Source organism: Mycobacterium barrassiae, assembly GCF_025822765.1.
Classification (GTDB): Bacteria; Actinomycetota; Actinomycetes; order Mycobacteriales; family Mycobacteriaceae; genus Mycobacterium; species Mycobacterium barrassiae.
The window spans coordinates 150,762-177,111 of record NZ_JACKUK010000016.1; the positions used below are offsets into that span (position 1 = coordinate 150,762).

28 protein-coding genes are annotated in these 26,350 nt (G+C 65.4%); 10 read left to right on the top strand and 18 right to left on the bottom strand.

Annotated elements, in window-relative coordinates; translation table 11 throughout:
* Positions 1 to 4: 4 nt before the first annotated feature.
* The 9 genes from H7J93_RS06615 to H7J93_RS06655 all read right to left on the bottom strand — a co-directional run bounded on the left by H7J93_RS06615 (position 5) and on the right by H7J93_RS06655 (position 8,482).
* Positions 5 to 1,210 (bottom strand): cytochrome P450, encoded by a 1,206-nt coding sequence (locus H7J93_RS06615; RefSeq protein WP_267305493.1) that lies wholly within the window; start codon positions 1,208 to 1,210, stop codon positions 5 to 7.
* On the bottom strand, positions 1,207 to 1,407 hold the full coding sequence (locus H7J93_RS06620; RefSeq protein WP_267305494.1) for a ferredoxin: 201 nt from the start codon (positions 1,405 to 1,407) through the stop codon (positions 1,207 to 1,209). Before H7J93_RS06620 ends, H7J93_RS06615 begins: the two co-directional genes overlap by 4 nt.
* A gap of 12 nt (positions 1,408 to 1,419) precedes the next feature.
* On the bottom strand, positions 1,420 to 2,622 hold the full coding sequence (locus tag H7J93_RS06625) for a cytochrome P450 (RefSeq protein WP_267305495.1): 1,203 nt from the start codon (positions 2,620 to 2,622) through the stop codon (positions 1,420 to 1,422).
* 111 nt (positions 2,623 to 2,733) lie between these two features.
* Positions 2,734 to 3,525, bottom strand: coding sequence for an NAD(P)-dependent oxidoreductase (locus H7J93_RS06630; protein WP_267305496.1), 792 nt, complete (start codon positions 3,523 to 3,525; stop codon positions 2,734 to 2,736).
* The gene (locus tag H7J93_RS06635) at positions 3,522 to 4,340 is read right to left on the bottom strand and encodes an NAD(P)-dependent oxidoreductase (RefSeq protein WP_267305497.1); all 819 of its coding nucleotides are present in this window, start codon (positions 4,338 to 4,340) and stop codon (positions 3,522 to 3,524) included. Before H7J93_RS06635 ends, H7J93_RS06630 begins: the two co-directional genes overlap by 4 nt.
* A complete protein-coding gene (locus tag H7J93_RS06640) occupies positions 4,340 to 5,185 on the bottom strand; it encodes an alpha/beta hydrolase (RefSeq protein ID WP_267305944.1) in 846 nt (281 codons plus the stop codon). Before H7J93_RS06640 ends, H7J93_RS06635 begins: the two co-directional genes overlap by 1 nt.
* A gap of 47 nt (positions 5,186 to 5,232) precedes the next feature.
* Positions 5,233 to 6,876 (bottom strand): thiolase C-terminal domain-containing protein, encoded by a 1,644-nt coding sequence (locus tag H7J93_RS06645; protein ID WP_267305498.1) that lies wholly within the window; start codon positions 6,874 to 6,876, stop codon positions 5,233 to 5,235.
* Entirely contained in the window at positions 6,873 to 7,172 is a 300-nt protein-coding gene (locus H7J93_RS06650) for a ferredoxin (protein WP_372507823.1), read from the bottom strand. The genes H7J93_RS06645 and H7J93_RS06650 overlap by 4 nt, the downstream gene beginning before the upstream one ends.
* Before the next feature lie 8 nt (positions 7,173 to 7,180).
* Positions 7,181 to 8,482, bottom strand: coding sequence for an NADH-ubiquinone oxidoreductase-F iron-sulfur binding region domain-containing protein (locus H7J93_RS06655; RefSeq protein WP_267305500.1), 1,302 nt, complete (start codon positions 8,480 to 8,482; stop codon positions 7,181 to 7,183).
* Positions 8,483 to 8,536: 54 nt separating this feature from the next.
* Here H7J93_RS06655 and H7J93_RS06660 point away from each other — a divergent pair, with 54 nt between their 5' ends.
* Entirely contained in the window at positions 8,537 to 9,010 is a 474-nt protein-coding gene (locus H7J93_RS06660) for a hypothetical protein (protein WP_267305501.1), read from the top strand.
* A gap of 64 nt (positions 9,011 to 9,074) precedes the next feature.
* Here the strand turns inward: H7J93_RS06660 and H7J93_RS06665 are convergent, their stop codons facing one another.
* From H7J93_RS06665 to H7J93_RS06680, 4 genes are read right to left on the bottom strand one after another with little or no spacing between them, the layout of a single operon-like run.
* Positions 9,075 to 9,983, bottom strand: a complete 909-nt coding sequence (locus H7J93_RS06665; protein ID WP_267305502.1) for an alpha/beta fold hydrolase — start codon at positions 9,981 to 9,983, stop codon at positions 9,075 to 9,077.
* Positions 9,980 to 10,372: a Rieske (2Fe-2S) protein gene (locus H7J93_RS06670; protein ID WP_267305503.1), complete on the bottom strand. Its 393-nt coding sequence runs from the start codon at positions 10,370 to 10,372 to the stop codon at positions 9,980 to 9,982. Before H7J93_RS06670 ends, H7J93_RS06665 begins: the two co-directional genes overlap by 4 nt.
* A gap of 1 nt (position 10,373) precedes the next feature.
* A complete protein-coding gene (locus tag H7J93_RS06675; protein WP_267305504.1) occupies positions 10,374 to 11,516 on the bottom strand; it encodes an amidohydrolase family protein in 1,143 nt (380 codons plus the stop codon).
* Between the two features lie 28 nt (positions 11,517 to 11,544).
* The gene (locus tag H7J93_RS06680; RefSeq protein ID WP_267305505.1) at positions 11,545 to 12,633 is read right to left on the bottom strand and encodes an amidohydrolase family protein; all 1,089 of its coding nucleotides are present in this window, start codon (positions 12,631 to 12,633) and stop codon (positions 11,545 to 11,547) included.
* A 287-nt stretch (positions 12,634 to 12,920) separates the two neighbouring features.
* On the opposite strand from H7J93_RS06680, the gene H7J93_RS06685 reads away from it, so the two are divergent.
* The 9 genes from H7J93_RS06685 (at position 12,921) to H7J93_RS06725 (ending at position 22,347) form a co-directional block, all read left to right on the top strand.
* On the top strand, positions 12,921 to 13,913 hold the full coding sequence (locus H7J93_RS06685; protein ID WP_267305945.1) for an acyl-CoA dehydrogenase family protein: 993 nt from the start codon (positions 12,921 to 12,923) through the stop codon (positions 13,911 to 13,913).
* Positions 13,914 to 15,089 carry an acyl-CoA dehydrogenase family protein gene (locus H7J93_RS06690; RefSeq protein ID WP_267305506.1) on the top strand — a complete coding sequence of 392 codons (1,176 nt, stop codon included), beginning with the start codon at positions 13,914 to 13,916 and terminating at the stop codon, positions 15,087 to 15,089. It abuts the gene before it with no gap.
* Between the two features lie 2 nt (positions 15,090 to 15,091).
* Positions 15,092 to 15,862: an enoyl-CoA hydratase/isomerase family protein gene (locus H7J93_RS06695; protein WP_267305507.1), complete on the top strand. Its 771-nt coding sequence runs from the start codon at positions 15,092 to 15,094 to the stop codon at positions 15,860 to 15,862.
* Between the two features lie 28 nt (positions 15,863 to 15,890).
* Positions 15,891 to 17,186: an acyl-CoA dehydrogenase family protein gene (locus tag H7J93_RS06700; protein WP_267305508.1), complete on the top strand. Its 1,296-nt coding sequence runs from the start codon at positions 15,891 to 15,893 to the stop codon at positions 17,184 to 17,186.
* Between the two features lie 11 nt (positions 17,187 to 17,197).
* Positions 17,198 to 17,980, top strand: coding sequence for an SDR family NAD(P)-dependent oxidoreductase (locus H7J93_RS06705; protein WP_267305509.1), 783 nt, complete (start codon positions 17,198 to 17,200; stop codon positions 17,978 to 17,980).
* A gap of 85 nt (positions 17,981 to 18,065) precedes the next feature.
* Positions 18,066 to 19,193, top strand: coding sequence for an LLM class flavin-dependent oxidoreductase (locus H7J93_RS06710; RefSeq protein ID WP_267305510.1), 1,128 nt, complete (start codon positions 18,066 to 18,068; stop codon positions 19,191 to 19,193).
* Positions 19,194 to 19,198: 5 nt separating this feature from the next.
* Positions 19,199 to 20,359, top strand: a complete 1,161-nt coding sequence (locus tag H7J93_RS06715) for a sulfotransferase family protein (protein WP_276021541.1) — start codon at positions 19,199 to 19,201, stop codon at positions 20,357 to 20,359.
* Between the two features lie 5 nt (positions 20,360 to 20,364).
* Positions 20,365 to 21,129 carry a sugar phosphate isomerase/epimerase family protein gene (locus tag H7J93_RS06720; RefSeq protein WP_267305512.1) on the top strand — a complete coding sequence of 255 codons (765 nt, stop codon included), beginning with the start codon at positions 20,365 to 20,367 and terminating at the stop codon, positions 21,127 to 21,129.
* 9 nt (positions 21,130 to 21,138) lie between these two features.
* Entirely contained in the window at positions 21,139 to 22,347 is a 1,209-nt protein-coding gene (locus H7J93_RS06725; protein WP_267305513.1) for a DUF1214 domain-containing protein, read from the top strand.
* A 1-nt stretch (position 22,348) separates the two neighbouring features.
* Here the strand turns inward: H7J93_RS06725 and H7J93_RS06730 are convergent, their stop codons facing one another.
* The 5 genes from H7J93_RS06730 to H7J93_RS06750 all read right to left on the bottom strand — a co-directional run bounded on the left by H7J93_RS06730 (position 22,349) and on the right by H7J93_RS06750 (position 26,100).
* Entirely contained in the window at positions 22,349 to 22,738 is a 390-nt protein-coding gene (locus H7J93_RS06730) for a hypothetical protein (protein ID WP_267305946.1), read from the bottom strand.
* A gap of 115 nt (positions 22,739 to 22,853) precedes the next feature.
* Complete coding sequence (locus H7J93_RS06735) at positions 22,854 to 24,233, bottom strand: cytochrome P450 (protein WP_267305514.1); 1,380 nt, start codon at positions 24,231 to 24,233, stop codon at positions 22,854 to 22,856.
* Between the two features lie 41 nt (positions 24,234 to 24,274).
* Positions 24,275 to 24,469, bottom strand: a complete 195-nt coding sequence (locus H7J93_RS06740) for a ferredoxin (protein ID WP_267305515.1) — start codon at positions 24,467 to 24,469, stop codon at positions 24,275 to 24,277.
* 21 nt (positions 24,470 to 24,490) lie between these two features.
* Positions 24,491 to 25,351 (bottom strand): mycofactocin-coupled SDR family oxidoreductase, encoded by an 861-nt coding sequence (locus tag H7J93_RS06745; protein WP_267305516.1) that lies wholly within the window; start codon positions 25,349 to 25,351, stop codon positions 24,491 to 24,493.
* Between the two features lie 50 nt (positions 25,352 to 25,401).
* Positions 25,402 to 26,100: an SDR family NAD(P)-dependent oxidoreductase gene (locus tag H7J93_RS06750; RefSeq protein ID WP_267305517.1), complete on the bottom strand. Its 699-nt coding sequence runs from the start codon at positions 26,098 to 26,100 to the stop codon at positions 25,402 to 25,404.
* Positions 26,101 to 26,350 lie beyond the last annotated feature (250 nt).

Genomic DNA, 26,350 nt, shown 5'->3' on the forward strand with positions numbered 1-26,350 from the left:
GGGGCTAGTCCAGCACCCGAACGGGCACGTGCGACCAGCCCGCAACGTTCTGCGCCGCCACCCGCTTGCACTCGTCGAAGATGACCTCGTAGCGCGGCATGAAGTCGAGGAGTCGCTCGAGCGCGATCGCGCTCTCCATGCGGGCCAGGGCAGCACCCAGGCAACTGTGCACGCCGTACCCGAACCCGAGGTTCTGCGCCTCTGTGCGGTCGCGGTCGATGTCGAAGGTGTCGGCGTCGGTGAACGCCTCCGGGTCCCGGTTGGCCGACCCGGTAAGCAGGAACACGGGCTTGCCCTCGGGGATCGTGACACCGTGCAGCTCAATGTCTTTCATCGAACGGCGCACGTTGTACTGATTAGGAGCCTCGTACCGAAGCAACTCCTCGACCGCGGCGGGGATCTTTCTGCGGTCGTCGAGCAGCTTCTGCCACTGGTGGGGGAAGCGTGCGAACGTGACCGCAGCGTTGCCGACCAGCTTGGTGACGGTCTCCGCACCTGCACCGCCCAGCAGCGTTGCGAATCCCGCGATTTCGAAGTCGTCGAGCGACTGTGTCTGGCCGTCTTCCCGCTCGATCTCGGCAGCTATCAACCTGCTGAACATGTCGTCACGCGGTTCGGCTCGGCGCTGCTGAATGACGTTGTAGTAGAGCCCCATCAATTCACCGACCGCCTGCATGCCTTCCTCGGACATGTCGATCTGGCCGGTTTCGCGACGCAGAGTGGTGTCCACCCATTCGCCGACCTGCTGGCGGTACTCCTCAGGGACGCCGAGCATCTGCGTGATGACCTGAACCGGAAAGAGCGCAGAGAAGTCCTGTACGACGTCGAAGCGCTGCGGGTTGACGCGCGAGAAGTAGCGGTCGATCGTTTCGGTGACCATGGGACGCAACGCTTGGATGGCGCGCGGGGTGAAGACCTTGTTGACCAGGCTGCGCATCTGCCGATGTTCCGGCGGGTCCATGACGATGATCATCTTCGCCATCATCGGCTCATCGGAGCGCACCGTCGAAAGGTCCAAACCGTAAGCCGACGAATAGGTTTCGTAGTCCTTGTACGCCGCGGCGACGTCCTCATGCCGGGACAGTGCGTAGAAATCGTATTCTTCGTTGTAGTAGACCGGCGCCTCCTCGCGAAGGCGCCGGTATATCTCCCACGGTCCGTTGAAGAACTCTTCGGAGAACGGATCGAAGACGACTTTGGCTGCGGTCATTCGTCTTTGATGAAGATCGCCTGCCGGGGGCATTGCCGTACGGCTTCCTTCACCTGCTGCTCGTTCTCGGGTGTCACCTCGTCCTGCAGGACGTGCAAATAGTCCTCTTCATCCAGATCGAAGACCTCCGGGATGATCCCCATGCACACCCCGTTGCTCTCACACAGACCGAAATCAACTTCGATTTTCTGAGTCATGCGCGATCCCCCTCACTTCAGCACCCGCACCGGCACATTGTGGTAGCCCGCCACGTTCTGCATCGTGACGCGGTGCAGTCCATCGAAGTCGACCTCGTAGCGCGGCATGAAGTCCAGCAGATGCTCGAGTGCGATAACACTTTCCAGGCGGGCCAGCGCAGCGCCGAGGCAACTGTGGATGCCGTAGCCGAGGCCCATGTGCGGCGACTGGGTCCGGTCCCGGGTGATGTCGAACTCTTCGGCACGGTCGTATGCGCGCGGGTCGCGGTTCGCCGCGGCCTTCATGATGAAGACCGGCTTGCCGGCAGGCACCGTTCCGCTGGGAAGCACGGCCTCCTTCAGCGTGTACCGCACGTTGTACTGCACCGGACCGACGTAGCGCAGCAACTCCTCGACCGCGTCGGGCACCTTGCTGCGGTCGTCGAGCAGCATCTGCCACTGGTCAGGATGTTTGGCGAACTCGACCACCGCGCTGCCGATCAGCTTGGTGACCGTCTCGGCACCTGCACCGCCGAGCAGTGCGCAGAAGCCGGTGATCTCGATGTCGTCGAGCTTGCGTGTCTCGCCGTTTTCGGTGGGGACCTCGGCGGCGATCAACCGGCTGATCATGTCGTCTTGCGGGTTCTGCCGCCGCTCCTGGACCAGGCCGTAGTAGTACATCCCCGAGTCGATGTTGGCCTGCATGTTCTTCTCGGACAGCTCGATCTGGCCAGGCTCGCGTTGAAGGCTGATGTCGATCCAGTGCCGCACCTGCTGCCGGAACTCCTCCGGCACGCCCGCCATCCGGGTGATCACCTCGACGGGGAACGGACCGGAGAAGTCCTGCACCACGTCGAAGTTGTCCGGATCGACCTTCGACAGGTAATGCTCGACGACGTTGATGACGGTCTCGCGCTGCGACTGGATGGCCCGAGGCGTGAACGCCTTGTTGAGCAGGCTGCGCATATGCCGGTGCTCCGGTGGATCCATGAAGATGATCGACTTCTGCGGGGGCTCGCCGGAGCGCACCATGGCGAGATCGCAGCCGCGTGATGACGAGAACGCGTCGGTGTCCTTGAGCGCGGCGGCGACGTCGGCGTGCCGGGTCAGCGCGTAGAAGTCGTTTTCCTCGTCGTAGTAGATCGGCGCTTCCTCGCGCATCCGCTTGTAGATCTCGTACGGATTGTCGAAGTACTCCTGCGAAACCGGGTTGAACACCAATTTGGGCTTGGTCATGATCTCCTCTTTCGCCGCGGGCTGGCGTCGACTTCCTTTACGCGAGGCTGCATTTGTGTAACGTATAGTATGCCTCACGGCAAGGCCTTAGGTAAACGGATCGGCGCCGTTTCATGACTGAGTTCCTGCGTCGATGACGTCGTCGAGCAGGCCGAGCGCCTCGCCCAGTTCCGCGGCGATCTTGCGGACGACTGCGACGTCCTTACCGATGAACTCACTTGTCCGCTCGACGAACGTGTCGACCGAACCACCTGCGGCGACGAACCCCGCAACCGTGCTCGCCCCGCTGCCGTGGGTGATGGCCTCGAGTAGCTTCGCCTCGCTCACCCCGAGGCGATCGCCCAGCGCGACGGCCTCCCGCAGCAGTCCGATCTGCGCGGCGAAGAGCGCGTTGTTGGTCAACTTCACGGCCTGTCCCGCGCCGAGCGGGCCGACGTGCAGGATCGGGTCGCCGTAGGAGGCGAGCACCGGCCGCACACGTGCGACCGCGTCATCGGGACCGCCGACGAACAACGTGAGCGCACCGGCGGCAGTGTTGTGCGGTCCACCGCTGACCGGTGCGTCGAGGACGTCGATGTTGGGGGAATGCGCGGCGATCGCTTGGACGGTGCGCGGGCTTCCGGTCGTGTGAACGACGAGTGCGGAGCCGGGGGACATCGCGGCAAGCACGCCGGGGGCGCACACCTGCGCCACCTGCTCGTCGGTGAAGACGCAGACGATGAGGACGTCCGCGTCCCTCGCGATGTCGTGAAGCCCCGCGACCGGCTGTGCGCCGAGCGCAGCGACGGCTAGGCGCTTTTCGTCCGTCCTGCCCAGCGCGCGGACCTCGTGGCCGGATTCGACGAGACGCGAGACCATCGGCCCGCCCATCCGGCCTGCGCCGACGAATCCGACTCGGGTCATCGCGGGTGTTCCATGGATTCCAGCGCGGTGTCGGCCGCGGTGAACACGGAGCCTTCAGGTGCCGATGCGCTGGCGGCGATGGTCGCCGCGTGGCGAACATCCTTCTGCAGCAGCGCACCCGCGATGGGTGCGAGACCCTCGACGGTGCCGCCGAATATCGCGATGCTGCCGAGGGCCTTGCTGGTGGCCGAACCGCCGTTGAGGACCTCTGCCAGGCGCACTCTCGGGATGCCAAGGGCTTCACCGAGATCGAGCGTGCTCAGGGCGCTGCCCAGGTTGGCGGTGAAGAGCAGATTGTTCAGGATCTTGGTGACCTGCCCGCTGCCGAGCGGACCCAGGTGGACGATCGGATCGGCATAGGTGGCGAACACCGGGCGGCACCGTTCGGCGACCTCCTCGTCGCCGCCGACCATCACCAGCAGCTTGCCCTCTTCCACCGCGGGGCCACCGCCGCTCACCGGAGCGTCGATCACCGAAACACCCTGCGCGGCAGCCTTCTCGGCGATCTCCCGACACGTGTCGGGATGCACCGTGCTGTGAATGGCGACGATGCCGCCGGGCGCCAGTCCGGCGAGCACACCGGTTTCACCGTAGAGCACCTCGCGCACGTCGTCGTCGCCGACCACGCACAGGCAGACCAGGTCGCTGGCAGCGCCCAATTCGGCGGGGGAACCCGCGGTCTTCGCCGCGGTGTCGGCATACGGTTCGAGGCTGGCCGCCCGGCGGGCCCACAGCGTCGTCTCGAATCCGCCTTCCACGATCCGGCGTGCCATCGGGCCGCCCTGACTGCCCAATCCGATGAATCCGACGCGCATCAACCCGCCTCCATTGCTTGCGATGTATTCGTCTTCGCGGCAACGCATTCCTCGACGAACGACAATACCGAGCCGTGGTACTCCGCCGCGTTGAGAGACAAGGACATGTTGTGGCCGGTGCCCGGCTGCTCATTGGTCACGAACCGGGGTGACGAGCTGAACAGGGCGGCGATCTGCGACATCGCGTCCGCGTCCGAACGCCACACCCGTTCGTGCTCGGCGACACTGAACTGCACCGGCACCCGCACCTGCGGTGCCAGCGCCGGAAAGTCTTGCCGAGCCCAGTTTTTCGTCATGTTCGTCTCGTAGAGCGCGCCGGTCGAGGAGTTCGTCATCCCGGACAACACGTCGGGGGGATAGAGCTCCGCCGGCTGCCAGAGCACCTCGCGCAGCCCGGTAGGCCGGCCCGTGGTCGTCGCGGCCTTCATGATGTCAGCCATCTCCGCGTGATACTGCAGACCGGTGCCCGCCAGCTCCAGTCCGATGATGGCGGACTCCTCCGCGCGCTCATCCGCGGCCAGCCGCACCACCAATTCGCAACCGGCTGAATGGCCGACGAGAAACAGGCCGGCACCGCGGGAGTTCGCGCCGAGGATCTTGTCGATCGCGCCGTAGGCGAGCGCCACGCGCTGCTCGGGCCGCTCCATGGCCTCCGGATAGGGCGCCGAACTCCCGTACCCGGGTCGGTCCAGCGCCACCATCGTGTAGCCGTTGTCGGCGCCCAGCCGCAGCAGCGACAGCGACGGATGTCCGGGGCAGTCGAAATACGCTGCGGTGCTTGAACCCCCGTGAAATGCGACGACGACGGCCTTGGGATCCTCAACCGCCGCGATGAGGCCGGACATGGGGACGCCGTCGACGAAGACGACGCGTGGCCGCACACTCGGGTCGCTCACCCGTCGGTCCGCATCAGGATCACACCGCTTGGGGTGAGGCCGCCGCTGCTGACCACCGCGATGCGGGCATCTTTGACCTGCCGCTCACCGGCATCGCCGCGCAACTGGGTGACCGCTTCGTGAATGAGACCCATGCCGTGCGTGCGTCCGTGGGAGAGCTGGCCGCCGTGGGTGTTGAGCGGGATCACGCCGTCGCGTGCGATGGCCGTGCCGCCGTCGAGGAAGTCCTTCGCCTCGCCGATACCGCAGAAGCCCAGACCCTCCAGCCACGACAGGCAGTTGAACGTGAAGCCGTCGTAGAGCTCGGCGACATCGACATCCTTGGGCCGCAAGGACGTTCGGGTCCACAGGTGCGCGGACTGGCCGAGGACCTGTGGTTCGTGGGTCATCGTGGTCTGGTCCCAGTCGGTACGTTCGATGATCTGGGTGCCGACGGCCTCGAAATACACCGGCTTGCGCGGCATGTCCTTGGCGGCGTCGACCGCCGACACGACGACCGCGACGGCGCCGTCGCACGGGACGTCGCAGTCGTAGAGCCCGAACGGGGTCGTGATCGGCCTTGCGTTGAGGTAGTCGTCCATGGTCATCGGGTCGCGGTAGATCGCGGTCGGGTTCATCGCGGCGTTGGCGCGCTGGTTCAGGGCGATCCAGCCCAGCGTTTCCCGCGTCGTTCCGTACCGCTGAAAGTGCCGCTGGGCGTTGAGCGCCAGCACGTGGGCCGCCGAGGTGGCGCCGAACGGCATCTGCCAGCTGGAGGTGCGCGGCCCGCCGGGCGGGCTGGTCCTGCCCTCCTTCATCAGCTGCTGGAACGTCGCCTCCCACAGCGTGCGGAAGCACAGCACATGTCGCGCCATACCGGTGGCGATCGCCATCATCGCGGCGATGACGGAGCCGCCGGGACCGAAGGTGTCCATGCCGCCGTTGATCCACGTCGGGCGGATGCCGAGCGCGCCCTCGAGCGCGGTCACGCCGCCCTCACCCATGCCGGCGATGTCGAGTCCCGGATAGGTGGACAGTCCGTCGATGTCGTCGATGGTCAGGCCGGCGTCGGCGATCGCGGCTTCACACGCGTCGATGGTCAGCGACAGCGGGGGCACCATCAGCCGGCGGCCGAGCCGTGACGCGCCGATGCCGGTGATCGCGGACTGCTCCTCGAACTTCGTCGTGGTCAGGGGTGCGCTCACGTGGCGGGCGAAATCAGTTGGCTCAATCTCGTCTTCGGGGAGCGGGCCGCTCTCCTTGACCGGTGTCGGACGGAACAGCGGTAGCCAGACGTCCTCGATCTTCTCGAACGTCACCTCGACCGTCTGTCCCAGCTCGAGCTCGTCGGGTTCGCACTCGACGATGTTGGTGGTCAAGCGAACTCGTGGGTCTTCGACGACGGCGACCTGGGCCACCACATAGGGCGGTGGGAGGTCGGGAAAGCCGAAGCGGTGGTTGACGGTAAATGCCGACAGCGTCGCCTTGCCGGAGACGTCCCGCACGCCCATGTTGCGGCCGCGGCAGTACCGGCAGACCGGTTGTGGCGGGTGGATCAATGCCTCGCAGTCGCGACACTCCTGGATGCGCAGGACGCCGTCGCCTCCGGCGGTCCAGAAGAATTCGTTCTGGGCGGTGAGTTCGGGAAGCGGTCGGGTCACCGGACGAACTCCGAGATCGCCTCGTTGTCATCGGTTTTCGGATCGGGCTCGGGCGCCTCTTTGGCGTCCTGATGCGCGGCTCCGTCGTTGGACGGCCGGTGCTCACCCATGTAGATGATCGCGTGGACGGGGCAGTCCAGCAGGGCCCGCATCACCGCGTCGCGGTCTTTCTCAGGCACGGTTCCGTCCCCGATGAGGGAGGCATAGCCCCAGTCGTCGAGCGAGAAGTACTCCGGTGCGTGCTTGGCGCAGATGCCGAACCCGTCGCACAGCGTCCGATCCAGGCGAATCCTCAAGCCGTCAGTCATGATCGAGCCACCGCCTCCACTTCGTAGGGCCGCACCGGGCGGAATGCACCGCTTCGGCAGGACGGGCAGTCGTTGGCGAGGTGGCTGCTGATGAGCTGCGGGAACTGGCGCAGCAGGCTTGCGGCGACGTTCGTGGCGCCGTCGAGGGTGCCGCACGCGCCGCGACCGCGCAGCACCACCGACCACCGCTCCAGCCGAGTGATGTCCTCCTGGGTCGCCGCGCCGTCGCGCAGCGCAGAGGTGACGGCGGCCATGGCGGCCGTGCCGTTGAAGCATGAGCCGCACTGCCCGGCGTTCTCGCGGTCGAAGTAGGACATCACCGCCGCGGCGACGGCGACGGGGCAGTCGTCGGTGAGGATCGAGATCGCCCCGCATCCGAGGCCGCTGCCGAGCCGGCGGATCGTCTCGTGGTCGAGTGTCGCGTCGAGGATGTCGGTGTTGATCAGCCCGGCGAAGTATCCGCCCATCAGAACCCCGCGTACCGAATCCGCGGGCACGCCGTGCACCTTCAGCAAATCGGAAAGCGGTGCACCGTGCGGAATCTCGTACAGGGCGGCAGGCTTACCCCCGCCCGTGATGGTCGCCAGGAATGTTCCCGGTGACATCGGTGTGCCTACGGCGCGGAAGCTCTGCGAGCCGTGCTCGTGGATGTACGGCAGGTTGGCCAGCGTCTCGACGTTGCTGACCGTCGTGGGCAGCCCCGCAACGCCCTCCTCGAACGGCCGGGGTGGTTTGTCCGTCGGTTTGGCGGGGCCGCCGTTGATGTGCCGCACTGCGGCGGTTTCCTCACCCGCGACGTATCCGGGTTCGACGGTCACCAGTATCACGTCGGTTGGGCCGAAGGCCTGCGAGTCCAGTTGGGACAGTGCCCGGTTCACCGCGGCGGCCGACTGCTCATCGGAGACGTAGACGTACGCGCGGCTGGCGTTGAGGATCGCGGCGGCCAGGCGCAGGCCGTCCAGCACCAGGTGCGGTCGGTTGCGCAGCAGCCACCGGTCCTTCACTGACGCCGGTTCGCCCTCCTCGCCGTTGGCGACGATGACCGTCTGGGTGCCGCGCCGTCCGGCGTCGCGCACGGTGCGAAGTTTGGTCCCGAGTGGGAAGGCGGCACCGCCGCGTCCGAGCAGCCCGGACAGGTCGACCTGTTCGAGGAGCGCGTCGGGGTCGTCCAACGGCCGGTAGCCACCGGACTGCACATAGTCGGCCAGTTCCTCGGCACCGGCCTGCCTGGGGCGCAGCAGTCGCGGCGCACAGTCTGGCCATGCGGCCACGTTGAGAGCGGTTGCGGCAGTGGTCATGGCGCCTCCACCGGGTATGCGGCCGCGCTGGGGCCGCTGGATAGGCTGACGGGCATGAGGACCGCTGTGGTGCGCGTCGGGGTCGACCCGGCCGGCGAGCTCGCGCCCGCGCAGCTGACCGAGGGCATGGTGCGTCTGCGGGAATCGGCTGTCGCGGCGGGCATCGAGGTGGTCGAGAACAACCTCGTGGGCCTGCCGGCGCACCGACGTGAGGTCGAGTTGTTGATCGCGGGGGACGACGCCGCTGAACTCGAGCGGATCGCGATCGCCCTGTGCGCCAAGGCGTTCGGCACGACGCCCGTGCCCGGTGTGCTGACCTTCATCAGTCGGGGAACAGACGACGACGCCCATGGTGTGCTGGCGGGATTCGGGCTCACCGGTGAAATCGAACGTGTCGCCGATGACGAGGGGTGGGACGTCGTGCACGTGACGTTGCGCAAGTCCGACCTCGCACGTGTCCCGGAGAGCCGCATACACACCGCGCTGGAGGCGTCGCTGAACTGCGAAGTGCACATCCACATGGTGTGAATCGATATGGTGTGAATCGACATGGTGTGAATCGATATCGTGTGAATCGACTCCGTGTTGCGCATCAGGCGTCCAGGAACTTCAGGATCGCGGGCGCGGCCTGCACCCACGTGTCGAACAGGCAGAACTTCTTCCCCCCGCTCGCGGCGAACTTCTCGCCCGCGCGCTCCCACGCGTCCTCCGGCCACGGCGGATCGATCAGCGTGGAGCCCTTGACGAGGCAGCTGACCTCCAGCGAGGTGCGCTTCGGGTGATCCCAGTCGTTCTCGCCGCCGCGGATGATCAACGTGGGAACCTGGATGTTGTCGAACATCTCGTCCTCGACACCGGGGATGGTCTGCCCCGGTTTCGGCACGAACGCGTTGAGCCAGCGCAACATCACCTTGAGGAACTCGTCGACGTCGAGAGCGTGGAAACGCGCCTCGTTGTCCGGGTTCTCAGCGATGCGTTCCTTCCACTCGGCGACATGCAGCAGACCTTCGATTCCCAAGCCCCGCGCCGCAAGGATACTCGGGACCACGTAGTGTCCGCCGAGCACGAATGATCCGTAGACGCCGCCGACGATGTTCCACACCACCAGTTTTCGCACGATCTCTGGATAGAGCATCGTGGTCAGCAGGGAGTCGCGTGCTCCGCCGGAACCGCCCGCGATGACACACGGACCGATGTCGAGCCCGGTGATCAGGGCGTGCAGAGTTTCGGCGCGCATATGCGATTCGCTCTTGCCGTAGAACTGCACATCTGACTTGCCGCAGTTCGGCCGGTCCCACAGCAGGACGCGATAGCCGCCCTTGACCAACGCCTGCGCCAGTGGCCTCAGCCCCGGGATGTCCTTGCTGAAGCGCCCACCGGGCGTCAGCGCGATGAATTCGCCTTCCTTACCCAGGATTTCGTAGACGACGCGACCGCCGTTGTACTCGAATGTCTTCTCGCCCCGCTTCAGCGTGAGGCCCGAGGACTGTGTAGAGGTCATGCCTGCACCATCACATCGTTGCCAACCACCCGCACCGGGTAGGTCCGGATACTCCACTCGGGTTTGACCGCCGTCGTGCCCGTCGCCAGCTCGAAACCCCACTGGTGCCACGGGCAGTAGATGTACTCGAGGTCGCGCACCATCACCGCGTCACCGGGAACATCGTCGTTGACGACGGTGCGACCGCGCGGGCGCCCCGAACACAGCGGACCGCCTTCGTGTGGACAGTAGTTCGCGATGGCGTAGAAGGTGCCGTTGACGTTGTAGACCCCGACGCCGTGCCGCCCGATGGGCACCAGTTTGTGTGTGCCGGGAGGGATCTCGTCGACCGTGGCGACAACGTGCTCACGCCCCTGAGCGAGCCGGGGCGGTTTCTTCTCTTCGCTCAATTCAGAACACCCGCACCTGACCCTCGAGTGCCGGCACCGTATCCGGCAGGTGATAGGTCGCGATGCCGTTGCGGAACATCACGGCCTCGCGTGCATGTTCGGGCAGATGTTTGACCAGCCAGCGCGGATCGTCGAACGTCCAGTGCGGGTAGTCGCTGCTGAAGAGCAGGATCTTTTCGCACTCCATCCACTCGAATGCGCGAGTCAACTCCGTCTTGTCCTCGGGGTAGTCCAGCGGCTGGGTGGTGAACTTGATGTGGTCCTTGACGTACTCCGACGGCTTGCGCTTGATGTCCACCCAGGACTTGCGGGCCTCGTAGATGGCGTCCATCCGCCACATCAGCGGCAGGATCCACGTGAATGCGTGCTCCACCAACACGATTCGCAGCGTCGGGTACCGGTCGAACACCCCATCGAAGATCAGGCTCATCACCTGGTTCGCCGCGAGCAGCGAGTAGGTGACCATGAAGTCGTGGTTGTAACTCGGGAAGCCGACCGGCGGGATCGGCAGCTCCTCGTGGTGGCTGCGCGACAGGTGGCAGCTCACCGTGATGTCGTGCTTGGTGGCCGCCTCCCATACCGGGTTGTACTTGGGATCGCCCCACGCCGGGCGGTTTTCGGCCTTGATGAGGATCTGCGCCATGTAGGGATGACCGGCCCAGCGCTCGATCTCGCGGGCCGCATCCTCGGGGGCCTCGATGGCCGCACAGATCGATCCGCGCCATCGCTCGTGCCAGTTGTTGTGGCTGTCCAGCCAGTGGTTGGCCTGCCAATCGTTGAGCGCCATGCTCATCGCGTGGTTGACCTCGGGAAAGCGCGCCGGGTAGGCGGCGGGCTCGAGAACTGCGATGTCGGCGCCGGCCTCCATGATCAGCTGCCGGAAGGCGAGGTCGGGGTCACTGCCGGCGAAGTTGCCGTCTGACGGGAAGGTGTCCACCCGCATCGCATACGCGTGTGCGTAGTCCGGTGCGTCGTAATAGATCTGGTCACCGATCCGGCGGGTCAAGAAGTACTTGCTGCGCCACGGCTCGGGGATGTACGGCGTCAATTCGCCTGCCCTCGGCGTCGGATGGACGTCGGAGTCGACGCAGCGGACGGCGACGCGTTCCGTCGCGGGCTTTCGCTCTGTCGCTGTGACCGTCATGGTGTGGCCTCCTTATCCGAAGTCTTCTCTACTGTGCGCCGACGCCTGCCCCGACGTCTATGCCGTACAACTGGGCGGCGTTTCGCCAGCACAGCTTGTCGCGCTGTTCGTCGGAGTACGAGGCGGGCACCTTCAGCTCGTTGTACTGCCAATGCGGATAGCTCGATCCGTACATCACCATGTCGTCCTTACCGGTGAAGCCGAACCACTCACCGGCGAAGTCGGTGTCACCGGGTCCGTCCATCGCACCCTGCACGAAGTAGGTGTGTCCGGGCAGGTAGTCGCTCGGCATCTTCGGCGCCCACGGTGTCTGCTCCAGGTGGGGACGGCCGAAGCAGTCCATCCGCCAGATGAAGGGTGTCAACATGTCGGCTGCCCCGTCCGCCCAGACGAACTTCAAGTCGGGCATCCTCTCGAATACCCCTTCGGCGATGAGATTCATCAGGTGGTACAGGAAGTTGAGCGCCATGAAGCTCACGTAGTTCTCGTACGTGCGGGGCACCCCCGACGGCGTCGGGGCGAACGAGATGCCCGCACCGACCTCGATGTGCACCCCGACCGGCAGGTCGGCCTCCACCGCGGCCTCCCACAGCGGCCAGAACTGCGGCTTTCCGTATAGCTCGCGCGACTGCAGCGGCACGGCGACCTGTACGACGCGCGGGTGATCCTTGTATTTGGCGATCTCCCGCAGGGCGCCGGTGATGTCGTCGGGGTTGACCCGGATGGTGCCCCGGAAGCGGTCCGCGTACGGGTTGTCCTCGAGCCAGCGCGTGACCATCAATTCGTTGTGCGCCGCCGCGATCGCGGTGCCGAGATGGCGGTCGGGCATGGTGCCGCGGGTCATCGGGTGCAGGATCGCGATATCGGCAACGCCCTCGTCGAATATGTGCCTGCCGACGATCTCAGGGTCGGAGCCCGGATATTGCCGGTCCGGTCCTTCGGCCTTGGGCAAGTACTCACCGCCGGGCGCGCCGTACCAGTCCATCTCGTAGTCGGGGAAGCCGCGGCTCTTGAAGGGTTCGCGCATGAAGCTGCGCAAATCCTTGTTGGATTTGCTGAAGATGTGCACGCTGGCGTCGATGACCGGGGTGGTCGTTCCGTCGGGATGTGTGATCACGCAAGGCCTCCGAAGTCCGTCCGGACGGCCGGAATGCGCGTGGGGCTGCAACATGTGCCGACACCGGACATAAAGCCATAGTAAAGCCTTGTTCTTCAAAGGCAAGAATTGTGTTCTCCAGCGGATCGCTTACTTCTTCGCAGGTCAGAGTGTGCGCTGGTCAGTCGCTTGGCGCTCGGTTCGTGAAACGAGGTAGCCGGAACCAGAGAACGGTTACAGCATCTAAGGAGAATGTTATTCTCGTGCCTACCGACGGGGTAGTGACGAGGTCCATCAGGAGGCCACACGTGTTACTGGAGTTCGACGCCGATCAGCGGCTGTGGCAAGAAACCGTGCGGGACGCGGTGACCAAGGCTTGCCCGGCGTCGCTGGTGCGTGGCATCGCCGAGAACGGAGTGGACCCGACCCCGTTGTGGAAGACCTACGTCGACGCGGGTTGGACAGAGCTGGCCGACCCGGAGAACGCGGTCGAACTGGCGATCGTGGCCGAAGAGCTGGGCCGAGCCACTGATCCCACCCCGTTTCTCGCGACCCTGACACAGTTCGCACCCTTGGCCGGTGACCGGTTCGATCCGCAGGTCTCCGGCACCGCCGTGTACAGCGGGGTGAGCGCCTACCGCGACGCCGACGGATGGGTGCTGAACGGTACGGCGCGCCACGTCCTCGACGGCGACCGCGCCGAGAAGCTTGCGGTGGTCACCGCCGCGGGGGTGTTCGTCGTCGACGCAGGCATCGCCCTCACTCGGCGTAGCAATGTCTTCGATCCCGTGCTGCACGTCGGCGAGGTCACTTTCGCCGGCGCGCACGTCCCTGACACCGACCGCGTCCATGTCGACACCGAACGGGCCCGCCACGTGGCGCTCACCGGGATGGCCGTCACCACTGTGGGTGCGTGCCAACGCATCCTCGATCTGGTGCTCGAGCACGTGAAGCAGCGTCAGCAGTTCGGCGTGGCGATCGGAACGTTCCAGGCTGTGCAGCACAAGGCCGTTGGCATGCATGTGGCGATCGAGCGTGCCCGTGCCCTGTCCTACTTCGCCGCGCTGACGATCGCCGAAGACGATCCCCGGCGGCGGCTGGCCGCGGCGATGGCGAAGGCATCGGCGGGGGAGGCGCAGGCGCTGGTGTTCCGGCACGGTCTACAGCTGTTCGGCGCCATGGGATTCACGTGGGAGAACGATCTGCAGTTCGCCCTGAAACGGGCGAAGGCCGGAGAACTGCTGCTGGGCGGTGCGGCTGAGCATCGTGCCGTGATCGCTGCGGAATACAGGGGTTTCTAGATGCAACTGACCTTTGACTCCGATGTCGAGGAGTTCCGCGCCGAGTTCGCCGCGTTCCTCGATGAGCATCTGCCGCCGGAGACGGCGACCCAGGAGCGGCCACGTTCGGTGTCGCACATGCCGCAGTGGGCGCGCGACTGGCAGCGCCTTCTGTTCGACAACGGCTGGCTGTTGCCTGCGCAGCCACCGGAATTCGGTGGACGCAACGCCAACGTCCTGCAGCAGTTCGTGCACCTCGACGAGTTGTGCCGACGGCGCATCTATCACAGCTTCAACCCGCAGGGTGTGAACATCATTGCGGCGTCACTGCTTTCGTTCGGTTCCGACGAACAGAAACACCGGTGGGCGGTGCCTGTTCTACGCGCCGAACTCACCGCGTCGCTGGGGATGAGCGAGCCGAGCGCGGGCTCCGATCTCGCATCGCTGCGGACTCGGGCGGTTCAAGACGGTGATCATTTCGTCGTCAACGGTCAGAAGGTGTGGACGTCGGGCGCCCATGACGCCGATTTCCTGTTGACGTTTGTGCGTACGGATCCCGATGCGCCCAAACACAAGGGCATCAGCGTGCTGATCATCCCCACCGACACTCCCGGGGTGGTGTGCCGGCCGTTCGCCGACATGTGCGGCGAGGAGAACAAAGATTTCAACGAGGTCTTCTTCACCGACGCCCGGGTGCCCGCCGAGAACCTCGTCGGACCGTTGAACGGTGGCTGGGCGGTGGCCAACGGTTCCCTCGGTCACGAGCGCACCATGATGTGGCTCGGCTTCGCCGACCGCATCGACAACATGATCGCCGATTTTCAGCCGCGCACCGAGCTGGAACGCGACCAGTACGCGACGACGATCATGGACTACCAGGCGTTGCGGGCCATGGGCTCGGCCGCCCTTGCCCGCGCGGCACGCGGCGAGATGGACACCGCGTCGGTGTCGGTGCTCAAGCTGTTCGGCTCCGAGGCGGAGCGGCAGGCGTTCGAGAATGCCCTCACCGCGGCCGGGGCCGACGGGCTCACACATCCGTCGACCACCGGTCCGTACGAGCACATGAACCTCGACCACTATTTCGTCAGTTGGTTCGAACGCTATGCCCGCAGCTTCGGCGGCACCATCGCGGGCGGGACATCAGAGATCCAGCGCAACATCATTGCGCAACAGGTGCTCGGTCTGCCGCGGCGCTGACGGTGACCGACACGCTGATCGTCGACCGGCCGCACGCCGGCGTGGTGGCGCTGCAACTGAACCGGCCCAAACAGCTCAACGCGATCAGCGAGGTGATGCGTGACGAGTTGATCGCGACGCTCTCCGACATCGGTGCGGACGCGTCCGTGCACGCCGTGGTGATCACCGGAGCGGGTCGCGGCTTCTGTTCGGGTATCGACGTGCGCAACTTCGCACCGCGGGCGCTCGAGGCGTCAGACCCCGCGATCGACCGGCTGCGGTTCCAGGAAGCGATGGCAGCACTGCCACAGGCGATCTGGAATCTGCCTCAGCCCGTCATCGCCGCGGTGAACGGACCCTGCGTCGGTGCGGGTTTCGCCCTCTGCCTTTCCTCCGACATCCGGATCTGCTCGACGGCGGCGAGCTTCGGCAACGGGGCGATCCTGTTGGGGCTGTCCGGCGCCGAGATGGGCATGAGCTATCATCTGCCCCGCATCGTCGGAACGAGTGTCGCCGCCGACTGGATGATCACGGGGCGGACGGTGTCGGCGATTGAGGCCGACCGTCGTGGCCTGGTCAGCGAATTGACCGAGCCCGACCAGTTGATTCCGCGTGCAGTCGAACTCGCCCGCGCGATCGCCGAGCTGCCGCCGTTCGGCACGCAGTTGACGAAGCGCGCGCTGCAGGTGAACACCGACGCGGCGGGGCTGAGCGCGGCGCTCGAACTCGAGAACCGCAACCAGGTACTCAGCCACGCCACGGACGAAGCCGAGGCGCGACGGCGGCCGCGGTAGTTCGACGATGAAAGGGTTGTGATCGGCAATGGCGTGGGACTTCTCGACCGACCCCGAGTGGGCAGCGCAGCTGGAATGGGTCGAGCAGTTCGTCCGCGAGGAATGCGAGCCCATCGACTACGTGGTCAAGGAGTCCCACGATCTGCGGGACCCGGTGCGGCAGGCCCTGATTCCGCCGCTTCAGAAGATCGTCAAGGAACGCGGCTTATGGGCCACCCATCTCGGTCCCCATCTGGGTGGGCCGGGGTATGGCCAGGTGAAGCTGGCCCTGCTCAACGAGATTCTCGGCCGGTCGGAATGCGCACCGATCGTCTTCGGCTCCCACGCACCCGATTCCGGCAACAGCGAGATCCTCGCCCATTACGGGACCGACGAGCTCAAGGAGCGGTACCTCGAACCGCTGCTGGACAACAGGATCGTGTCGTGCTTCTCGATGACCGAACCACAGGGCGGCGCCGATCCGAAGGTGTTCACGACCACGGCGGTGCAGGACGGCGATCACTGGGTCATCAACGGCGAGAAGTGGTTCTCGTCCTTCGCGTCGATGGCGTCGTTCATCATCGTGATGGCCATGACCGATCCGGACGCGCCGCCGTATGAGCGCTATTCGATGTTCGTGGTGCCCGGCGATACGCCCGGGATCAACGTCGTGCGCGACGTCGGGTTGGGTTATCAGCCGCTCGGTGGCGGACGTGAGGGATATGTGCGGTACGAGAACGTCCGGGTGCCCGCCGACCACATGCTCGGTCCCCGTGGCGGGGCATTCGTCGTCGCGCAGACGCGGTTGGGCGGCGGCCGGATCCATCACGCCATGCGCACCGTCGGCCTTGTGCGGCGCATCTTCGACATGCTCTGCGAGCGTGCGGTGTCGCGGTACACACAGGGCGACATGCTGTCCAACAAGCAGCTGGTTCAGGAGATGATCGCCGACTCGTGGATGGAGATCGAGGCATTCCGGCTGCTGACGATGCAGACCGCGTGGAAGATCGATCAACACAACGACTACAAGGCGGTGCGGGCGGATATCTCGGCGGTCAAGGCGATGATGCAGAAGGTGCTCCACGACGTGTCCGCGCGCGCCTTGCAGCTCCACGGCTCACTCGGCACCACCCACGAGATGCCCTTCGTGCAGTACCTCGTCGAGTCCTTCGTGCTCGGGCTCGCCGACGGGCCCACGGAGGTACACAAGGTCACCCTGGCGCGGCTGCTGCTCAAGGACCGCACCCCGGCACCCGACATGTTCCCATCCGAACACCTGCTTCGGTTGCGCCAGGCGGCCGAGGCGAAGTTCGCCGACAAGCTGGCGGGAATCCCGCGCACCTAGGAGGTCTGGCCGTGACGGCTTCGTGTGAGGGCAAGGTCGCCCTTGTGACCGGCACCAGTCGGGGGCTGGGCAAGGCGATCGCGAAACGACTGGCCGCCGAGGGTGCCACCGTCGCCCTCACCGCTCGCACCGCCGAGCCCGATCCGAAATACCAGGGCTCCTTGACGCAGACGCTCGAGGAGATCGAGCACGCCGGCGGATCGGCGATCATCGTCCCCGCCGACCTCTCGAAACCCGAAGAGCGCGAACGACTCTTCACCGAGGTGGTCTTGAAAGTCGGTGCGCCGGACATTCTCGTCAACAACGCCGCGGTCACCTTTCTCCGGCCGCTCGACGAATTCCCGGATCGGCGGGTGCGGCTCATGACGGAGATGCACGTGATGGCGCCGTTGCACCTGACCCAGCTGGCGATCCCCGGCATGCGCGAGCGCCATCGGGGCTGGGTGTTGAATGTGACATCGGTCGCCGGCGACCTGCCCGACGGTCCGCCCTTCTCCGATTTCGATCGTCAGGCCGGCTTCGGCATCTACGGCACCGTCAAGGCCGCGCTCAATCGTTTGACGAAAAGCCTTGCCGCCGAACTCTACGACGACGGCATCGCCGTCAACGCGGCCGCGCCGACCAACCCCGTCGCCACCGAAGGCGCGGGTGCACTCGACCTGGCCAAGACCGACACGGAGGACATCGCGCTGATCACCGAGACAGCGTTCGCGTTGTGCACAGGGGATCCGAAGACGCTGACGGGTCGCATCGCACACACCCAGACGTTCCTTCGCGAGATCGGTCGGCTGTGAACGGTCGGGGCGTCCGCGAGTGCACACCTGTTTTCGCGTCTGACGGCGTGTCGCGTGAACAACCGTACAGTCGGGGAGTGCGCCGGTGAGGCTTCAGCCGGCCGCCTATCTGCGGACCACGCTTCCCTTGGATCTCTCCCAATTGGAACAGCTGGACAGTGGCCGCTACCACTCGATCTGGCTGCCCGACCACATGGTCAGCTTCTGGCCCGACTCGATCTGGACACCCGAATTTACCGATCTGGCCACGGTTTCCGCGTCGCCGCACCGCCACCTCGACGCGATGGCGGTCGCCGCGGCGGCGGCGGTTCTGACGCAGAACGTGCCGCTGGTCACCAGCGTGGTCGACACCGTGCGCCGTCATCCGGCGATGCTCGCGCAGAGCGCGCTGACCATCGATCATCTCGCCAAGGGCCGCTTCATCCTCGGCCTCGGCAGCGGCGAGACCGAGAACACGGTGCCCTACGGATTCGACTTCGCCAAACCGGTGAGCCGGTTCGAGGAGGCGCTGAACGTCATCCGCCTGTTCTGGGACAGCGACGGGCCAGTCGATTTCGACGGCGAGTTCTATCACCTCCACCACGCCCGCCTCGACACCGAACCGTATGACGGCACCCCTCCGCGAATCTGGATAGGAGCGAGCGGTCCGCGGACATTAGAAATCGTCGGGCGCTACGCCGACGGATGGTGGCCCACCGGGGCGTGGAATCCCGAGGACTATGCCCAAAAGCTGGCCGCCGTAAGGGCTTCCGCGGAACGGGCCGGACGCGATCCCATGGCCATCACACCGTGCTACATCCAGGTATGCCTGATCGGCCGCGACGACGCCGCCCTGGCCGAGATCCTGGACGCTCCACTGGTCAAGGCGTTCCTGCTGCAGGTGTCGGCCGAGTTGCTCGCGAGCCTCGGCTACGAACACCCGATGGGCGAGAACTGGCGCGGCTACCAGGACATCGACCCCGCGACCTTGACCCGCGAGCGCATCGTCGAGTTCCTCGACCGCGTCGACCCCGAATCGATACTCGCCGTCGTCCCGCACGGCACTCCCAAACAGGTCGCACACATGATCAAGGACTACGTCGATGCGGGCCTGCGCGTGCCGAAGATCCTGGATTATGGCGGGATGGCCGGGCTCTCGTACTCCGCCGCATCGGCCGACAACGTGCGCGCCGTCGAGGACGAACTGCTGAGCCTGTGCGGGGACATCCGGTGAGCGCGATGCTGAACGCCGCCGACACGCTGCAGCGCGCGCAGGACGCGACGGGTCTGACCGACTATGGTGACCCGACACTGCCGGAGCGGTTCGCAACGGCTGTCGACCTTCTCAACGGCATGGGCATGGACGCCGACGGCCGCAGACAGGCCGAGGACGTCTGCCATTGGCTGCTCACCTCCCGCCTGGAGTTCTTCGAAGACCGCAACCGATACCCGGTCGCCGACGAGGTCATCGAGCGGCCCATGTTCGTGACGGGTGAACCGCGCTCGGGGACCACTCTGATGCACGCGCTCATGTCGGTCGATCCCGATGCGCGCGCCCTTCGGTTCTGGGAGGTGATGTACCCGTCCCCACCGCCTGGCGGCTCCGACGACGACGATCCCCGCCGCGCCCGCGCCGATGCCGATTGGCGTGAGATCAACGCCAAGATGCCGAAATGGCTGCACAGCCACCCGTACAACGACATGCTCGGCAACGGGTTACCGGAGGACGAGCGCACCTGGGCCTTCGACTTTCGCGTCATGACGCCGACCGCGTGGTGGCGGGTGCCGATGCCGACAGTGGTCGGTGGGCTGCCCACCGACGATGCCGCGCAGTACCGCATCCACAAGGGGATGCTGCAACAGTTCCAGTACGGACGGCCGCCGAAACAATGGGTTCTGAAGGGTTTTCACGGCTTCCGCCTGAAGGAGTTCTTCCACTGCTATCCGGACGCGACCCTGCTGTGGCTGCACCGCGACCCCGTCCAGGTCGCGGCGTCGCGGACGATGATGATGGCCGACATCGCCGAGGGCATCGTCGGCCCCGTCGACCTGAAGGCTGCGGCGAAGATGCACCTCGAACTGACGCGGGCCTCCATCGCCAACACGATGACCAACCCGCTCACCGACGATGCGCGGATCCTTCATGTGCGCTACACCGACTTCGTCGCCGACCCGGTGGGAACCGTCGGCCGCTACTACGAATTCTGTGGGCGGACACTCGGCGTCGATGCGGAGACCGCGATGCGCGCCTACCTGAAGAACAACCCAGGTGACCGGCACGGGAAATTTCAGTACTCGACCAGGCTGCTCACCGACATCGGCGAGAACCTCGACGCGCTGCACGAGGAATTCCGGCCGTTCCGTGAGCGATTCGGCGTCGCGGTCGAGAAGAGGAACTGAGCACCATGCACGGCAGGCTGTCGGTGCACAGTGTGACGTTTCTCGGCACGCCCGTCGCCGAGCAGCACGCGATATGGCGCGCGCTCGGACTCACCCGGCTCAGCCTCATCGACTCCCAACTCGACGAATCCGGGCTGCGGCAGCTCATCGAGCAGCACCGATATTCGGTCGACACCGTCTACCACCTGTTCGACTCGGGGGCGGGCCTGTCCCGAGTCATCGAAAGCGCTGCCGCGGTCGGTGCGCGTGTCGTCTACATGCTGACCGGTGGCCGGGGCGAATTGGCTTGGGAACAGGCGGCCGAACGATTCTGCGGAGCGATCGCGCCCTGCGTGGACGAGGCGCGGCAGGCAGGCGTTGCGTTGGCGATCGAGAATGCCTCCGTACTCTACGCCGACATCCACTTCGCCCATACGCTGCGCGATACGACGACGCTCGCGGAGATGGCCGGAGTGGGAATCTGTATCGACCTGTTTCACTGCTGGGCCGAGGCCGACCTCGCCGGTCTGGTCGGCCGTGCGTTGCCGCGGACCGTCCAGATTCAGCTCAGCGACTACGTGCTCGGTGATCGCGCACTGCCTGCCCGCGCCGTCCCCGGTGACGGGGTGATCCCGATCGAGCCGTTCATCCGGCAGGCTCTCGATGGCGGGTACGCCCACGGCTTCGACCTGGAGCTGATCGGACCGCGAATTGAGGCCGAGGGCCGAATAGAGGCGGCCCGCCGCAGTTGCGAACGAGTATCGACGATGCTGAAAAGACTTGGTGCATAGGGGATACCGATGGCTTACGGCGACGGCCCTGACGATGCGGCGTTGTATGCCGCGTGGGCACAATTCTGCGACCGGTTGAAGGCCGCGGGCGAACGGGTCTTCAAGGACTACAACGCCGCCTCCGGTCTGCAGCGCGCCGACGGCTTCCGGTTCCTCACCCAGAACCTCGGGCAGGCGTTCGACCTGGCACTGGAGACCAAGGACACCCGCTACCCGGCGATCCACACCTTCTGCAATCCGACGCGCAAGCTCGGCGGCGACTGCGCGGACTTCGTTTACCAGCAGGCATGGATCGACGGCGAGTCGACGTACCGCATCACCGGCGAGCGGGGGACCGCCCGGTTCCTCAACATCACCGTGCAGGGCCCGCGCATAGACGGCCCAGGTGTCCTGCACGAACCGTTCGGTGATGTGCCGGAGGCGAACCTGAGCGGTCAGGCGCTATACACCGAGCCCGACGGCACTTTCGAGATCTACATCGGTGGTCGGCAACGAGGCCCGAACTGGCTACCCACCACGACCGGCTCGCGAAAGCTGTTCATCCGGCAGGGCTTTGATTCGTGGGATGAACGTCCGGCCCGCATGCGGATCGAGCGGGTCGGTATGGACACTCCCAAACCGCCGCCCACCCCCGCGGTGATGATCGCTGCGATGGATTGGGCGGGTGGGTTTGTCACGGGTCTGATGGACGACTGGCCGGAGTTTTCGTTCAGCTTCGGCGGGGTGGACGCCGACAACCCCAACCGGTTCCCGCAGCCGCTCACCACCGACTCAGACGCGAAACGCGGTCGCGCAGCGACGAACATGCACTGGGTGCTGGCCGCCGATGAGGCGCTGGTCATCGAATTCGACGCGCATGAGGGGCTGTGGATGTTCACGAACATGGGCGTCTTCTTCACCAGCATGGACTACCTCTACCGGCCGGTCAGCTACACGCCGAGCCGGACCGCGGTGGACGCCGACGGCAGGGTGCGACTGGTGCTGGCTCACGATGATCCGGGATACCACAACTGGATCGACACCCAGGGCTTCGAGCGCGGCAACATCACCTACCGGCACATGCTCGAAGGCGAGCCGGCCGAGCTGCACACGCGGGTGATCAAGCGGGCCGGCCTGGCCGACGCACTGCCGCCCGACAGCGCGACCGTCACCGCCTCGGAACGCGTCGCGCAGATGTGGGCCCGGTTCAACGGGATTCGGCAGCGCTACGATCTGTGAATCAGAGCCGCTGCAGCTTGAACGTCCAGAACTGCTTTCCTGGTGGGCCGTTGAAACATCCCACGTCATAAACCGAGTCGATGGTTCCGACAAGTGACACCGCATCCCACGAATAGGTGTCACGGGTCGGCATGCTGTAACCCGGGAGGCACCGCAGGCCGTCGTTGACGTCGACGGTGAACGTATAACGACCGTCCACCAGATAAGCCTTGGAGCGGTAGTCGGCGTAGAACTTGAGTCGCGGGATCCCGCTGACGTCGATGCACTCCGCCGATTTCTCGGGGATGCACTGCGCGACGAACCACACCCATGACGCCTGTGTGTACCTGTTGGTGAGCAGGTCGTAGTTACCCAGCAACATCGCCGCCTTGGCTGGCGGGGGGACCACCATGGCGGCCGCTGTCAGCAGGACCGCCGCGGCGACAGCCTTCAACGACCTCACGAGCGTCCTCCAATCTCGATTGCTGGCTGCATCAAACCACTCGGTCAGGAACTGGGTTGGTGATTCAGTCAATCACGACGGCAGCCTTGTGCTCGGTGATAGGTCTGGCCGGCTGCTGCTCGTCGCAGATGCGCTGCAGTTTCTCCAGGGTCTCGTCCAGACCGGGGCCCAGAGGCTTGCTCGGCGTGAACGTCGCAGGCAGGTGCTTCATACCCTGAATGACACCGATCGTCTCGTAGTGCTCGGTGCCCTCGGGATCGCAGACGTAGTCCGGCATGCGGTCGAGCACCGCCGTCACCATCGACTTGAACACCGTACGGGCCACGTTGGAGCCCACACAGCGGTGCACACCGATACCGAAGCTGAAGTGCCGGTTGCCCTTCCGGTCCAGGATCACTTCGTTGGGGTTCTCGAACACCGCCGCATCACGGTTCGCCATGGCCCACGAAATCCAAAGGCGTTCGCCTTCCTTGAACTTCGTGCCCTCGATCTCGACATCGTCGGCAAAGGTGCGACCGTCACCCGGGGCAGGCGTGTAGTAGCGCAGGAACTCCTCGGTGGCCGGATCCAGCAGGGTGTCACGTTCGCGGCTGAGCAGCCCGCGCTGGTCCGGATGCTCGGACAGCCACTCCAGCGCATGGGCGGTCAATGCGGTCGTGGTGTCGAAGCCGCCGCCGATGATCAACCCGAGATTGCCGAGGATCTCGAGGTCGGGGGCGGGTTCACCGTCAATGCGCAACTGCAGCAGGGCGTTGATCAGGCCGGGCCTGGGGTTCTCCCGAACCTCCATCATCGTGTTGATCATGTCGATGCCCATCTGCCGATTCATCTCGGCGACCCGCGGCGCGTCCGGCGAGTGTTCGGGAGTGGACACCGACAGGTGCGCGGGCTCGCTGTAGACCGGCCACTTCTTCAGCTCGATGCCCATCATCGCGAGAGTGAGCACCGCGGGCACGATGTTGGCGAGGTCGTCGACGAAGTCGATGCGGCCCGACTCGATCTTCTCGTCCAGCGCCGCCCGGGTGATCTCGTCGACGAAGGGCTTCCAGCGCTTGACCGCAGCGGGGGAGAGGTACGGATTCAACGCTCCGCGGTAGATACTGTGCTCGGGCTCGTCCATCTCCAGGATGCCGCCGCGAACCACGGTGGCCCGCTGCGCTTTCGGAATCGTGATGCCCTGGTAGCCCCTGCGCTCGCCGTTGATGTCGTGGTCGTTGGACACCACGGGGCAGCGCGCGAGCTCGAACACGTGCTTGCTGTCGGCAGCGACCCAATGCCCGTCGTAGACGTCCGTCCACGCCATCGGGCACTTGGCGTGCATCTCCTCGGTGATCTTCTCGAACTGTTCCCGATACTCCGGGGTGTGCCGATCGAAGTGATACCGATTCTTCTTGCGCTCGCTGTCGGCGGCAGCGCGATCCGCAATGTCGTCGACGTTACTCAACGCTTGTCTCCCTGTGCTTTCGGTCAGTGACTGCCGGCTCGTCACTCTTCGATCGAGATGGCCTGCTCGGGACACGACTGCACCGCTTCGCGCACCGCGTCCTCCTGGTCGGGTGGCACCACTTCGTTCACAGGCGAGGCGGTTCCGTCAATGTCGCTGAGCTCGAACGAATCCGGCGCGATCATCGAGCACAGCGTGTGGCCCTGGCAGCGTTGTGAATCAACGAAAACCTTCACGGCGTTCTCCTGCCTTCCGGGTCAGTTGTGGTAGTCGTACCACTTGAGGTAGCCACCGGCGTCGACCCGAACCTGCATGCCGGTGACATAACGCGCCTCATCCGACGCCAGCCACAGCACCGCGTTGCTGATGTCCACCGGCTCGATCCACGGCACCTTCATGGCCTGTTGGACGTAGAAAACGGGTTCGGCGTCGGCGAGCGTCGGCTTGTCCAGATCGGGGCGGAACGACCGGTACATCGGCTCGCTCTGCAACATGTCGGTGTTGCAGTTGGTCGGGTGCACAACGTTCGCGCGGATTCCCCGTGGTGCGAGCTCGGTCGCCAGGTCGTGGACGTAGGCCGACAGCGCCCGCTTGCTGTGGACATAGGCCATACCGCCGGGGTCGCCGCCGGGGTTGGGCTTGTTGTGAGTGTCCATCAATGCTGCGGTCGACCCGGTCGCCACGATCGCTCCGCCTTCGGTCAGATGCGGCAGCGCGACATTGATCGCGTTGAGCGTGCCGACGAGGTTGGTGTTGATGACGTCGACCCAGGCCTGCAGCGGCGGATCGCCCTTCATCCCCGCGATGCCTGCCTGGGCCACCACGATGTCGAGATGGCCGAACTGGGAAAGACCTTCTTCGAGCGCGGTACGCAGCTGCGACGCCTCACGCACGTCGGCCTGCGCGGTGAACACGCTGCGGCCCGTCTTCTCGACGAGCTTGGCGGTCTCCTCGAGATCCTCCGGCGTCGCCATCGGGTAACCGATCGTCGGAATGTCCTGGCAGAGGTCGACGGCGATGATGTCGGCGCCTTCCTCGGCGAGCCGGACCGCGTGGCTGCGGCCCTGTCCGCGCGCAGCGCCGGTGACGAAGGCGACCTTCCCCTGTACTCGTCCCATTGAGATGTCCTTTCGACTGTGCAGATTCGGTCTCTCGACCGTGCTGTTGGTTACGTATTCCGGCCGCCGTTGACGCCCAAGATCTGTCCGGTGATGTAGCCCGCCTCCTCGGAGATGAGGAATGCGCATGCCGCCGCGATGTCCTCGGGCTTGCCGATACGGCGCACCGGCGTCGACTCGATGCTTTGTTGCACGGTCAGATAGCCGCGTTCTTCGGACTTGCGCAGCATCGGAGTGTCGATGAAGCCGGGCGGCACCGCGTTGACGGTGATGCCGGCGGGGCCGTACTCCAGCGCGAGTGACTTCGTGAGTCCGTTGACCGCCGACTTGGCGGCGACGTATGGGGACATGTACGGCTGACCGGAATGGGTGCTCGACGACGAGATGTTGACGATGCGGCCCCAGCCGGCCTCGATCATGTCGGGCAGCACGGCCTGGATGCAGTGGAACACGCCGTTGAGGTTGACGTCGACGACGCGCTGCCAGTCCTCGAACGAGATGTCCGTGAAGCGTTTGAACTTCTCCAACCCCGCCGCGTTCACCAGAACCGTCACCGGGCCGAGCTTGGCGCGGACGGCATCGAGAGCTGCGTCGACCTGCGCGCGGTCGGTGACGTCGGCGACGTATGAGTGGTCACCGTCCGACGGAGTGAGATCGAGAATCGCGACATTCATGCCGTCGGCGCGCAATCGCTGCGCGACGGCCTGCCCGATGCCGGAGCCCCCTCCGGTCACGACAGCGTTCTTCAAACCCGCACCTGCCGGTCATGCATCAAGAATCGTCCTTCCGATTATGAGAACCGTACTCTCGTCGCCCGCAAAACCGCAAGACAGCTTGACGGCCCGATTCGCACTGGTGAGACGTTTGCTCGGTGATTGTCGCACCGTTAACCGCAGGCAGGTGGAGTTCTGGGCATTTCCTTGAGTTCTCTTGTCGCGAATGTATGATTCGCCGGTGATGAGAATGAAGTTTCCATCACACTCGGTCTGGTGGGGCGTG

What these genes read in the sequence shown, in the direction of transcription:
- H7J93_RS06615 (WP_267305493.1), bottom strand. Translation starts at nt 1,210, where the DNA reads ATGACCGCAGCCAAAGTCGTCTTCGATCCGTTCTCCGAAGAGTTCTTC.
- H7J93_RS06620 (WP_267305494.1), bottom strand. Translation starts at nt 1,407, where the DNA reads ATGACTCAGAAAATCGAAGTTGATTTCGGTCTGTGTGAGAGCAACGGG.
- H7J93_RS06625 (WP_267305495.1), bottom strand. Translation starts at nt 2,622, where the DNA reads ATGACCAAGCCCAAATTGGTGTTCAACCCGGTTTCGCAGGAGTACTTC.
- H7J93_RS06630 (WP_267305496.1), bottom strand. Translation starts at nt 3,525, where the DNA reads ATGACCCGAGTCGGATTCGTCGGCGCAGGCCGGATGGGCGGGCCGATG.
- H7J93_RS06635 (WP_267305497.1), bottom strand. Translation starts at nt 4,340, where the DNA reads ATGCGCGTCGGATTCATCGGATTGGGCAGTCAGGGCGGCCCGATGGCA.
- H7J93_RS06640 (WP_267305944.1), bottom strand. Translation starts at nt 5,185, where the DNA reads ATGTCCGGCCTCATCGCGGCGGTTGAGGATCCCAAGGCCGTCGTCGTC.
- H7J93_RS06655 (WP_267305500.1), bottom strand. Translation starts at nt 8,482, where the DNA reads ATGACCACTGCCGCAACCGCTCTCAACGTGGCCGCATGGCCAGACTGT.
- H7J93_RS06660 (WP_267305501.1), top strand. Translation starts at nt 8,537, where the DNA reads ATGAGGACCGCTGTGGTGCGCGTCGGGGTCGACCCGGCCGGCGAGCTC.
- H7J93_RS06665 (WP_267305502.1), bottom strand. Translation starts at nt 9,983, where the DNA reads ATGACCTCTACACAGTCCTCGGGCCTCACGCTGAAGCGGGGCGAGAAG.
- H7J93_RS06675 (WP_267305504.1), bottom strand. Translation starts at nt 11,516, where the DNA reads ATGACGGTCACAGCGACAGAGCGAAAGCCCGCGACGGAACGCGTCGCC.
- H7J93_RS06690 (WP_267305506.1), top strand. Translation starts at nt 13,914, where the DNA reads ATGCAACTGACCTTTGACTCCGATGTCGAGGAGTTCCGCGCCGAGTTC.
- H7J93_RS06700 (WP_267305508.1), top strand. Translation starts at nt 15,891, where the DNA reads ATGGCGTGGGACTTCTCGACCGACCCCGAGTGGGCAGCGCAGCTGGAA.
- H7J93_RS06715 (WP_276021541.1), top strand. Translation starts at nt 19,199, where the DNA reads ATGCTGAACGCCGCCGACACGCTGCAGCGCGCGCAGGACGCGACGGGT.
- H7J93_RS06720 (WP_267305512.1), top strand. Translation starts at nt 20,365, where the DNA reads ATGCACGGCAGGCTGTCGGTGCACAGTGTGACGTTTCTCGGCACGCCC.
- H7J93_RS06725 (WP_267305513.1), top strand. Translation starts at nt 21,139, where the DNA reads ATGGCTTACGGCGACGGCCCTGACGATGCGGCGTTGTATGCCGCGTGG.
- H7J93_RS06730 (WP_267305946.1), bottom strand. Translation starts at nt 22,738, where the DNA reads ATGGTGGTCCCCCCGCCAGCCAAGGCGGCGATGTTGCTGGGTAACTAC.
- H7J93_RS06745 (WP_267305516.1), bottom strand. Translation starts at nt 25,351, where the DNA reads ATGGGACGAGTACAGGGGAAGGTCGCCTTCGTCACCGGCGCTGCGCGC.